The organism is Gilliamella sp. Bif1-4 (assembly GCF_001690535.1).
GTDB lineage: Bacteria > Pseudomonadota > Gammaproteobacteria > Enterobacterales > Orbaceae > Gilliamella > Gilliamella bombi.
In genome coordinates this window covers 1-9,547 of sequence record NZ_LZHC01000028.1, presented here as the reverse complement: position 1 = coordinate 9,547, position 9,547 = coordinate 1, and the positions used below count along the sequence as shown (strand labels likewise).

Genomic DNA, 9,547 nt, shown 5'->3' with positions numbered 1-9,547 from the left:
ATAATAGTCGCAATTTTTGGTGCAAGTGCCCCTGCGGCTGCCCCTGTCATGTCACCACTGATTAAGCCGTTGATGAGGCTAACCGCCATGTCAATGCCTTGACGGGTGTCACTGCCCATCGCTGACATGCCTTGATTCATCGATTCTTTGTAGGCGTCTTCGTAGATTTTTTGTTGCTCTTCTTCTGTTAGTCCCTTGTTTTTACCTTTCTCTTTTTCCTTTTCAACCGCTTCTTTTGCCTTGGATTCGGCTCTTATCCGGTCAATATGATTAAGCATCGTTAACGTTTCACCACCAATTTCACTTACTAACTGCGTTTGGTCAATGATGTCTTGCTCTTTTTGTTTGTTAAAGATGTGTTTGAGCTCGTTATTCGCCTGCTCAGTATCTCGGCTTAGTTCGTTGATATCTTGTTTTTGGTCATCCTTATTGCGGATAATTATCGTCCCTTCCGATACCGCTGAATGCGTCGTCGAATGTTCGCTTTCGTTTTTGTTGCGACTGGTTGGCATCGATGGCATGCCGCTAGAGCTTACCCCTGCACTGCTGCTACTGACTTGGTAGTCCGCTTTGTTTTCGATATCACTAAAGCTGATTGTGCCGGTGTCAAGGCGGTTTTGGCTCTTGTCTTTCGCTTCTGAGGCTATTACCACCACGGCTAGAACAAAAACAACAAAAACTCAAATAAAATCAATGCCTTTTCTGACTGATTTTTTGTAAGTAAAAATAGTAACTTAATGTATTTTTTATGTTTTAGATAGAAGGAGATATGACACAATGCGCAATGCAACAAGTAGGCTTTATTTTCTACAATGGTGTATAAAAATAATAATGGTTAAAGCAGTGCTAAGCCGAAATTAGTAATAAAAAAATTAATTATAGAATTTAGTGACAGAATTAACTGTCACTTTTTTTAATAACGAATACAATAATATACGTTAGGATTGTCAGGTTAAGATACATTCCAAGCAAAATCAACCACAGACAAAGCACCGGCGCCACAATCCAACAAGCGATTTTACACCGTGGGTTACGTACCACAATGTATGAAGCCCGCCCCATCCTCCCCCCAACACTCACTATTAAGGTTGGATAAAATAGGTTTATTGTACTTGCTATTCAATACTTGTAACTTAAAAACAAACTTTCTACTGGTTAACTGGAAATTATTAATCTACAAAGTGGAAGTTATTTCATTGCTAATTACCTTAATCCACACTTCTCCAGACTCCATTATTAAAGTTTTTGATTCTATTTTCACGAGTGCGATATAAGAACCAAATAACTCTTCACCATCAAGCATATTTTTACATTCAAATTCCTTCACATTTTTGCAATGAATTTTTCCCAAAGAATGCCCATCATAAGTACTCCATATATCAAAAATAAGATCACTCCCAAAATTACTAAAATTTATAGTTCCAAGACTTACATCTTCAAATTTCATAATTTACTCCACAAAATGTCCAGTTGAATGTGATTGATCCGGAAGCCTATTACCAAAGTAATCTTGTCGCTCAGAGTATTTACCTGATCTATCTGATTTCCATACTCTTTGCGTTCTAATAACTTCACCTGTTGGCTTGATGGTTACAGTGACTCCATCTGGACCTTTCCATGTTTCGTAGCCTCCCTGTGATTGCCCATTACTAGTAAATCCTTTAGATTTTAGATCTTCATAGAGCTTCTCTCTTGTTTTAGGTAAATCTGGAATCATCTGCCCCGTCGTCCCCTTTCCAGCTTTACCTTGCTTAATTATGCTATTAGTAGCTTTATCGTAAACAAGTTTATGAGCACTGTCTTCACTAAGAGTAACCTTTAGTTCATCTATTAAAGGGGATGAATTTTTTATTAACTTATTTTTTTCTAATGTCATTATAGCAGCAAGTTCGTTTAATTCCGCTTTACTCAAAGAATTAACGTATACACCTGCTGTCATTCCCAATCCCATCGCTGGGTTACCTTCAAATCCAACAGTTTCAATTAACCATGTTGCAACTTGGTTTGCGCATAATACTGGATTGGCTGAACAAGCAACAACTGCTGGCTCTACTATTGGTGCAGCAATAACTGCACCGATCGCAATAACCTGTGGTGTACCATATTCTATTATAGTTTCATTATAACTATCTATTCCTTCCTTGATGATTTTATCTTCACAATCTTTATTCCCATCACAATGTGATTTAGCAGCATTTACAATCGCTTGACCAAAATAATTATTCTCAACCGCATTTTTCCCCGCAGCAACGCCTGTATTGACATCTTGGATATCACCACCGGCAGCGGCTATTGCTAGGCCTGTCGCTAGTTGTGATAGGGCGCTGATTTGTTGTCTTTCTTCTTGTGATAATTCCGCTACTGTTTTACCTGGGTAAAGAATACCCATGATAACCTCAGCACCACGTTCACTTGCAGCAGCACCCAAGCCACCCACTAGAGCTGAGTTGCCTTGTAGCTCGGCTACCACCGCACCGAGTATGGCATGGCTGACGGTATTGGCAACTATATCACCTTCCGTATGCTGTTTTATAATAGTTGCTATCTTCGGCGCGAGTGCCCCTGCGGTTGCCCCTGTCATGTCGCCACTGATTAAGCCGTTGATGATACTAACCGCCATGTCAATGCCTTGACGGGTATCACTGCCCATCGCTGACATGCCTTGGTTCATCGATTCTTTGTAGGCGTCTTCGTAGATTTTTTGTTGCTGCTTGTCGGTTAACACGATGCCTTTGTCTGCGGCTTTTTCTTGTTCTTTTTCTACCGCTTCTTTTGCCTTGGATTCAGCTCTTATCCGGTCAATATGATTAAGCATCGTTAACGTTTCACCACCAATTTCACTTACTAAATGCGTTTGGTCGATGATGTCTTGCTCTTTTTGTTTATTAAAAATGTGTTTGAGCTCGTTATTCGCCTGCTCAGTATCATGACTTAATTCGTTGATATCTTGTTTTTGGTCATCCCTATTGCGGATAATTATCGTCCCTTCCGATACCGCTGAATGCGTCGTCGAATGCTCGCTTTCGTTTTTATTGCGACTGGTTGGCATCGATGGCATGCCGCTAGAGCTTACCTCTGCACTGCTGCTACTGACTTGGTAGTCCGCTTTGTTTTCGATATCACTAAAGCTGATTGTGCCTGTGTCAAGGCGGTTTTGGCTCGTGTCTTTCGCTTCTGAGGCTATCACCGCACCTTTTAAGTCAGTGTGGTTGCCCACCGTGATATCATAACCGCCTTAAAAAATACATAAAAACTCAAATAAAATCAATGTTATTTCTAACCGTTTTTTTGTAAATAAATAGTGTATAAAAATAATAATGTCTAAAGTGCATACTAAGCAGACATTACCACTTGAAAAATTAATTATAGAATTTAGTGACAGTATTAACTGTCACTTTTTAATAACGAACACACTAAGTAAGATAGAGTTAGAATTGTCGGGTTAAGTTTGAGCTACTACATATTATCCCATTCCTTATAGCTAATTTGAATATTAAGTTCGGAGGTAAAAAGGAACTCATTTACTTTCATTAAAAAATTCAGGCATTCCTTTGGAATTTTATACTTAAAACATATTTCTATCAAAAATTTGTCTCTTCCTTTAGCAGCAGGAAAACTCTTATATATTTCACCACTTTCAACAAATCTGATATAACTATTTATTTTTTCTTGTATCAAAAATAAATGTTCTTCTATTTCTTTTCCTTTGTGCCAAGATAAATGATCTGTAAAACCTAAACTTACTATCGATTCATTTTCCTTAGGGATACCTATCATATCAACTTTGTTTAGATCTTCTATAGTCATAAAATATATTAATCTCCATTCGGTTCTGGTTTAATTATCTCTATTTTAGTTGGAGGTATTTTCGTCCCTCCTTCAAATCCAGGTTTACCATCACCAATAATTGTTCCTCCATTTTTTTCCAAATCAGGGAAGCCAACTTTTTGATTGGGTGTTAATGGTGCAGTATCTGAGCTTTTACATTCAATACATGTAATATTTCCATTTTCATCTCTACCAATCATATCTACTCTGATTTTGGTACCGCCTTCGGTTTTAATTGTAACTTCTCTAGCCGATTCTACTTTATCCGTTTTATACTCATCATAATAGCTTTCCTCAAATTTCTTCCCTTGTTGATTATTTTGTTGAACTTGGGAATTTGTACTTGTATTCGGCGATGGCACCTTCGTTTTTGTACCATTTTCAAAAGTATAATAAGCACCGTTATTAGTATATATTGGGTTACCTGCGGCATCAAATTTTCCTGTATGGGTATAAACGCCGCCTTTCGGTCCGACAACATTAGCTCCTAATGTGTTTGAGCTCGTTATTCGCCTGCTCAGTATCTCGGCTTAGTTCGTTGATATCTTGTTTTTGAGCATCCTTATTGCGGATAATTATCGTCCCTTCCGATACCGCTGAATGCGTCGTCGAATGCTCGCTTTCGTTTTTATTGCGACTGGTTGGCATCGATGGCATGCCGCTAGAGCTTACCCCTGCACTGCTGCTACTGACTTGGTAGTCCGCTTTGTTTTCGATATCACTAAAGCTGATTGTGCCGGTGTCAAGGCGGTTTTGGCTCTTGTCTTTCGCTTCTGAGGATATCACCGCACCTTTTAAGTCGGTGTTGTTCCCGACCTTAATGTCATAGCCACCACTGCCCGCAAAGATGCCCGATTGGTCGGTCACACTTTGCCAGTTGCTGTCCATTTTCGTTTTGCTCGCCGAGGCATTAATACTACTTGAGCCTCCATAAGAAAAACTTCCCCCTACCGAGGTTGACGTGCTTTTAGAGTGGAACTCATCGCTGTCTTGTTTCGATTCAATATTAAGGTCATGACCTATATCAGCCACCACCCTATCGCCTTTCACTTGCCCTGCAACAATGTTGGCGTCATTACCCGTGATAATCGTAAGCTTGTTGCCTGCCTCTACCACACTTTCTGTCCAATCGGTACCGTTACCTTTTTCTCTGGATTTGCTTTGGCTAGCACTGGCCGAGATGGTAAAGCCATTTTTTTCTCCACCAAAGTTATAGCCCACACCTACCGAGCCACTGCTGCTTTTTTCTTTGCTGTCGGTTTTTATCGTGTTTTCTTGTCCGATGATGTTGACGTTTTTGCCTTGTAGCAAGGAACGCCAAAAAACACCAAGAAAAACTTAAATAAAATCAATGACTTTTCTGACCTATTTTTTGTAAGTAAAAATAGTGAGTTAATGTATTTTTTGAATAGAGGGAGATATGGCCAATGCGCAATGCAACAAGTAGGCTTTATTTACTACAATAGTGCATAAAAATAATAATACCTAAAGTACATACTAAGCAAAATTACCACTTAAAAAATTAATTATAGAATTTAGTGACAGAATTAACTGTCACTTTTTAATAACGAACACACAAAATAAGATAGTGTTAGAATTGTCGGGTTAAGTTTGAGCTACTACAGCTATTGGCAATGATTCATAACGCTCTATCACGTATACATCATTAACATCGCAATCTGGGTAAATCCAATTAGACCAATTATCGATTATCCATTGAGTATCTATACCAACATATTCATTAGAATTACTTTCATTTGGTAATATTATCAGAATTAAACCTGCTTTATAACCAGATGAAACAATTAGTCCATGACCGTCGGAAAAATCAACAACCATAAAATCAACAAAATTCTCATACGGCCATTTAGCTGGTAATCTAAAAACCATTCCTCTTGAAATTGATTTATTCTCCCATTCAATTAATTTTTTCATTATTTTACCTTTAAATTATGACCACCAGATTTGTCTATAGAACCTTCAATAAAACCACCGCCCAAATTATATTCACCTAAGTGCTGACCGTTTTTAGGATTTATTTTTTCAAATCTCCCATGTTGTGAGTCAACAGCATAAAGATAGCCATCTTTTCCTTTATAAACATCTCTATTATTCATTTTACTAAGCTTAGTATCTTTAGTCCAACCATTGTCTTTTACAAAAGAATTAATAGTTTTTTTAATAAGAGCTACTCTTTCTCCAGGAGGAAGTCTAGCTAAACTTTTTTCAAATTCACCAACGGATTGTCCTGTTGGTAATTTATAGTCTATACCTGGTACTTTTCCTTTGCCTGCATCATTAATTACCTTATTAAATGCTGCAGCCGAGGCTAATTTTAACCCATCTTCTAAACTTAAACCACCATTACGAACCTGATGAATAATTTTATTGACTTCCGGTCCTGAACCAAACGAATCGAGAATTCCGTTCTTAATAAATCTTTCTTGTATCTCTGATTCAGATAAACCTTCAGAGCGCCATTTATCAAGTAAAATTAAACTCCTCATTTCATTTAAATAAGGATTGTTAATAATGTTTGATACCGTCCAATCCCATGCTGACGCATCATTAATATCCCAATCACCAAATGAATGATTTCTACTATTGTCAATCTGACTTTGCTTTATTCCTTCAAGCATTGTGTCAGAATACCATGTAACTAATTGGTAATATTCATCTTCTGATAGCTTACCTGCTTTATATAAATCAACTAATCTTTGTCCTGCTTCTTGTTCTTTTTGCATATATTGATTATAAACATTCGCCTTACACTCCTCTGTTTTACAATCGTTATATTGCTGCTGCAATTTATCTACTTCATCATAACCGACAATATCTTTGATTTTTTCATAAAGCTTTTTACTCTCTTTATCAAGCTTTTCAACGCCACGTTTATTACTTAATAAGTTATTCTCAACCGCATTTTTCCCTGCCGCAACGCCTGTATTGATATCTTGGATATCACCACCGGCAGCGGCTATCGCAAGGCCTGTCGCTAGTTGTGATAGGGCGCTGATTTGTTGTTTTTCTTCTTGGCTTAGGTTTTTGATGTCTTTATCAGGGTAAAGGATACCCGCAATAACCTCAGCACCGCGTTCACTTGCGACAGCGCCTAAACCACCCACTAGGGCGGAGTTACCTTGCAGCTCAGCAACCACCGCACCGAGTATGGCATGGCTGACGGTGTTGGCGAGGGTGTTTCCTTCGGTCTGTTGTTTGATAATTGTAGCAATTTTTGGCGCAAGTGCCCCTGCGGCTGCCCCTACCATGTCGCCACTGATTAAGCCGTTGATGATACTAACGGCCATGTCAATGCCTTGACGGGTGTCACTGCCCATCGCTGACATGCCTTAATAGATTCTCCCACTATTATGCGGGATTTTGGTTAATTATTAAGCAATATCTCCCCCGCACTTGAATTACTTATATAAAATTTGGTTAAATTATAATTTTTAATATGCACATACATAATCGATTATGAGTTTAAAACTCAGATTTGTTTTTTTTATTTTCATATTCTTGTATATATATATCTAAAGGGTATGCTGTTCCCAACTCATATATTTTCCCACTATCTTTATCAATTATGAATGGACAATTACCGATTAATTGTGTTGAAAAATCACCAGTTTCTAAAAATTCTCTGGATTGAAAACAAAAAAGCCATCCTTCAGAAAATCTGTCTATCACAGTAATTTCTACAGGAATATCGTATTCAGCTAAATAACTTTTAGCTTTATTTATCGCTTCAATAAAAGTAATCATCAATTAGTCCTTAAAAATTTGAAAGATTTAAACTTGCTCATATCTGCAGCTTTACCTGTTTGGCCATCTAAGAAACGTATTTTTCCATTTTGATTTACAACATTAAAAACATGCCCTGGTTGCCCCGGACCATAAGAACCAAATACAATACCTCTTGCGCCAGATCCTGCATTTGACATTTGTTCAATAATATTATTAGGCCCACTAACATTTTGAAATTTTGTTCCAAATTGTTTTTCTAATACGGATATTGGAACCCCATTTTTTGAATTAATAGGTAAAGCAGAGGCTGGGTTACCACCTAATGTTGCATCAGTAGCTATAGCACAATTGACACAGTTATGTGTTCGCCCCTCTATAGGATAGCCAGGATTTACATCACGTATAGTGCCAGCTACATCATTAACGGCAGTATTAGTCTCCCCCTTTCCAGCTTTTACTCTATTAATACCCTCGTTTATTTGCTCTACTTCTTTAGCTGATAACTTTTGCCCTGTAGTTCTAGACTTCCAAGCTAAATCGCTCAAACCTTTTGCTGTAACGCCACCTGTTGAGAGTGAAAATAACAATTCAGCATCTGATGCTGACACGCCTAATATCTTAGAAAGTCCCTCGGCTGTTTGCGTATGATAAGTTTTGCCATTATAAATGACCATTAACCCCGTTGCACCATTATCAACCATTGACCATGTTAAATATGCACTTGGTAAACACCCCAATACTGAGCTACAAGCTGGTGATAATGCGACTGCTGCCATTCCATCTACGACAGCCATCCCAACTTGAAGAATACCTCCTGCTCGGGTACTTATGCTGTATTCACTGTCATAATAGGTCATCGTATCTGAAATTTTATTGCCTGTCGTATATTCAAATAATTCTTCTATTTTTTTATAAGACTCTTTGCCCCCTCCTGTAATATAAGGTGGTAATTCGACTTCAATTTCAGTTGTTTGACCTTTCAATTGTTCTCTATAAGATTCTAACTCAGGGCTATTACCTAGCTCTTCTAATGCTAAATACGCTGCTTTATCTGGGTCATCATCCGCTAATCCAGCTGAACAATGAATTAATGCACAAGCTGCTGCACGATATAATAAATCTTCTCGTTCGTTTCCTTTAACAAGCTCGTCAATGCGTTTCTTTTCTGTTGGAGTAAGTAGTCGGTTATTCTCAACCGCATTTTTCCCCGCAGCAACGCCAGTATTCACATCTTGAATATCACCACCGGCAGCGGCTATCGCAAGGCCGGTCGCTAGTTGTGATAGGGCGCTGATTTGTTGTTTTTCTTCTTGGCTTAGGTTTTTGATGTCTTTATCAGGGTAAAGGATACCCGCAATAACCTCAGCACCACGTTCACTTGCGACAGCGCCTAAACCACCCACTAGGGCGGAGTTGCCTTGTAGCTCGGCTACCACCGCACCGAGTATGGCATGGCTGACGGTGTTGGCGAGGGTGTTTCCTTCGGTCTGTTGTTTGATAATAGTCGCAATTTTTGGCGCAAGTGCCCCTGCGGCTGCTCCTTTCATGTCACCACTGATTAAGCCGTTGATGATACTAACCGCCATGTCAATGCCTTGACGGGTATCACTGCCCATCGCTGACATGCCTTGGTTCATCGATTCTTTGTAGGCGTCTTCGTAGATTTTTTGTTGCTGCTTGTCGGTTAACACGATGCCTTTGTCTGCGGCTTTTTCTTGTTCTTTTTCTACCGCTTCTTTTGCCTTGGATTCAGCTCTTATCCGGTCAATATGATTAAGCATCGTTAACGTTTCACCACCAATTTCACTTACTAACTGCGTTTGGTCGATGATGTCTTGCTCTTTTTGTTTGTTAAAAATGTGTTTGAGCTCGTTATTCGCCTGCTCAGTATCATGGCTTAATTCGTTGATATCTTGTTTTTGAGCATCCTTATTGCGGATAATTATCGTCCCTTCCGATACCGCTGAATGCG

Annotated in this window: 10 protein-coding genes; all 10 read right to left on the bottom strand. The window is 38.7% G+C overall.

The window, feature by feature from the left end:
• A partial coding sequence (locus tag A9G25_RS05895) for a hypothetical protein (RefSeq protein ID WP_141675014.1) occupies positions 1-656 on the bottom strand: 656 nt, incomplete at its 3' end.
• Between the two features lie 518 nt (positions 657-1,174).
• Positions 1,175-1,447, bottom strand: a complete 273-nt coding sequence (locus A9G25_RS05890) for a hypothetical protein (protein WP_065587066.1) — start codon at positions 1,445-1,447, stop codon at positions 1,175-1,177.
• A gap of 3 nt (positions 1,448-1,450) precedes the next feature.
• The gene (locus A9G25_RS05885) at positions 1,451-3,217 is read right to left on the bottom strand and encodes a VENN motif pre-toxin domain-containing protein (protein ID WP_065626170.1); all 1,767 of its coding nucleotides are present in this window, start codon (positions 3,215-3,217) and stop codon (positions 1,451-1,453) included.
• A gap of 239 nt (positions 3,218-3,456) precedes the next feature.
• Complete coding sequence (locus A9G25_RS05880) at positions 3,457-3,807, bottom strand: DUF6572 domain-containing protein (RefSeq protein WP_065626169.1); 351 nt, start codon at positions 3,805-3,807, stop codon at positions 3,457-3,459.
• Positions 3,808-3,815: 8 nt separating this feature from the next.
• Positions 3,816-4,190 (bottom strand): hypothetical protein, encoded by a 375-nt coding sequence (locus tag A9G25_RS05875; RefSeq protein WP_065626168.1) that lies wholly within the window; start codon positions 4,188-4,190, stop codon positions 3,816-3,818.
• A 118-nt stretch (positions 4,191-4,308) separates the two neighbouring features.
• Positions 4,309-5,139: a hemagglutinin repeat-containing protein gene (locus A9G25_RS05870; protein ID WP_065626167.1), complete on the bottom strand. Its 831-nt coding sequence runs from the start codon at positions 5,137-5,139 to the stop codon at positions 4,309-4,311.
• Positions 5,140-5,433: 294 nt separating this feature from the next.
• Entirely contained in the window at positions 5,434-5,763 is a 330-nt protein-coding gene (imm45, locus tag A9G25_RS05865; protein ID WP_065626166.1) for an Imm45 family immunity protein, read from the bottom strand.
• Positions 5,763-7,175 (bottom strand): VENN motif pre-toxin domain-containing protein, encoded by a 1,413-nt coding sequence (locus A9G25_RS05860; RefSeq protein ID WP_081297165.1) that lies wholly within the window; start codon positions 7,173-7,175, stop codon positions 5,763-5,765. Before A9G25_RS05860 ends, imm45 begins: the two co-directional genes overlap by 1 nt.
• 136 nt (positions 7,176-7,311) lie before the next feature.
• The gene (locus tag A9G25_RS05855; RefSeq protein ID WP_065626164.1) at positions 7,312-7,593 is read right to left on the bottom strand and encodes a YrhB domain-containing protein; all 282 of its coding nucleotides are present in this window, start codon (positions 7,591-7,593) and stop codon (positions 7,312-7,314) included.
• On the bottom strand, positions 7,593-9,547 hold a 1,955-nt coding region (locus A9G25_RS05850; protein WP_176701080.1), incomplete at its 5' end, for a toxin glutamine deamidase domain-containing protein. The genes A9G25_RS05855 and A9G25_RS05850, both read right to left, overlap by 1 nt.

What these genes read in the sequence shown, in the direction of transcription:
- A9G25_RS05860 (WP_081297165.1), bottom strand. Translation starts at nt 7,175, where the DNA reads ATGTCAGCGATGGGCAGTGACACCCGTCAAGGCATTGACATGGCCGTT.
- A9G25_RS05890 (WP_065587066.1), bottom strand. Translation starts at nt 1,447, where the DNA reads ATGAAATTTGAAGATGTAAGTCTTGGAACTATAAATTTTAGTAATTTT.
- A9G25_RS05880 (WP_065626169.1), bottom strand. Translation starts at nt 3,807, where the DNA reads ATGACTATAGAAGATCTAAACAAAGTTGATATGATAGGTATCCCTAAG.
- A9G25_RS05855 (WP_065626164.1), bottom strand. Translation starts at nt 7,593, where the DNA reads ATGATTACTTTTATTGAAGCGATAAATAAAGCTAAAAGTTATTTAGCT.
- imm45 (WP_065626166.1), bottom strand. Translation starts at nt 5,763, where the DNA reads ATGAAAAAATTAATTGAATGGGAGAATAAATCAATTTCAAGAGGAATG.